The 545-nt window shown below is 42.2% G+C and carries 1 protein-coding gene; it reads right to left on the reverse strand.

Features of this window, described 5'->3' with window-relative positions:
- Nucleotides 1-302: 302 nt before the first annotated feature.
- Nucleotides 303-545 (reverse strand): hypothetical protein (locus DF185_RS24850; protein ID WP_207784748.1); only part of this gene is annotated, 243 nt, incomplete at its 5' end.

Consider the following 545-nt stretch of genomic DNA (forward strand, 5'->3'; position numbering starts at 1 on the left):
TTATAACAATTGGCGACGGGGTAAAGAAAAAAAACAATCCAAAGTCATTCTGTAATTGGACGAAATCCAGTCTAATTATTCAACCAATCAGCATCCAGATTGTCGTCACTGTCCTTCAACGACATTGGTCATTATTCGTACAGTAATTTTCATCACAGGTGCTGATTCGAAAAAATGACTCTCCCTTCCGATCGATTACAGCTACTCTTTGAACGACATTTGGAGCTACTAGTCAAATTCCGCACGCAGCTGCTAAATCTTTCATGCTATGAAGACGCGACAGAGGTGGATGGATTGATATCTCAATTACACAGTGAGCTGGAAAATGACAACAGCCTCCATGAATCCTCGATGAACTGTACTTCAAACGAAACAGTCATCCATGATGCGCCCAGTGGTCCAGTACTTTCTATTCCAGAAACATGCCCGGTAATGGAGTCAAACTCCATCATCCCCGAAACAGCATGTACAGACAGTAGCATATCCAGCTCACGAAAAGATCCTCTTGTTTTGCCAGAGAATGTGTCCCATACATCAAATAATGG

The organism is Marinifilum breve, assembly GCF_003202155.1.
GTDB classification, from domain to species: Bacteria; Bacteroidota; Bacteroidia; order Bacteroidales; family Marinifilaceae; genus Marinifilum; species Marinifilum breve.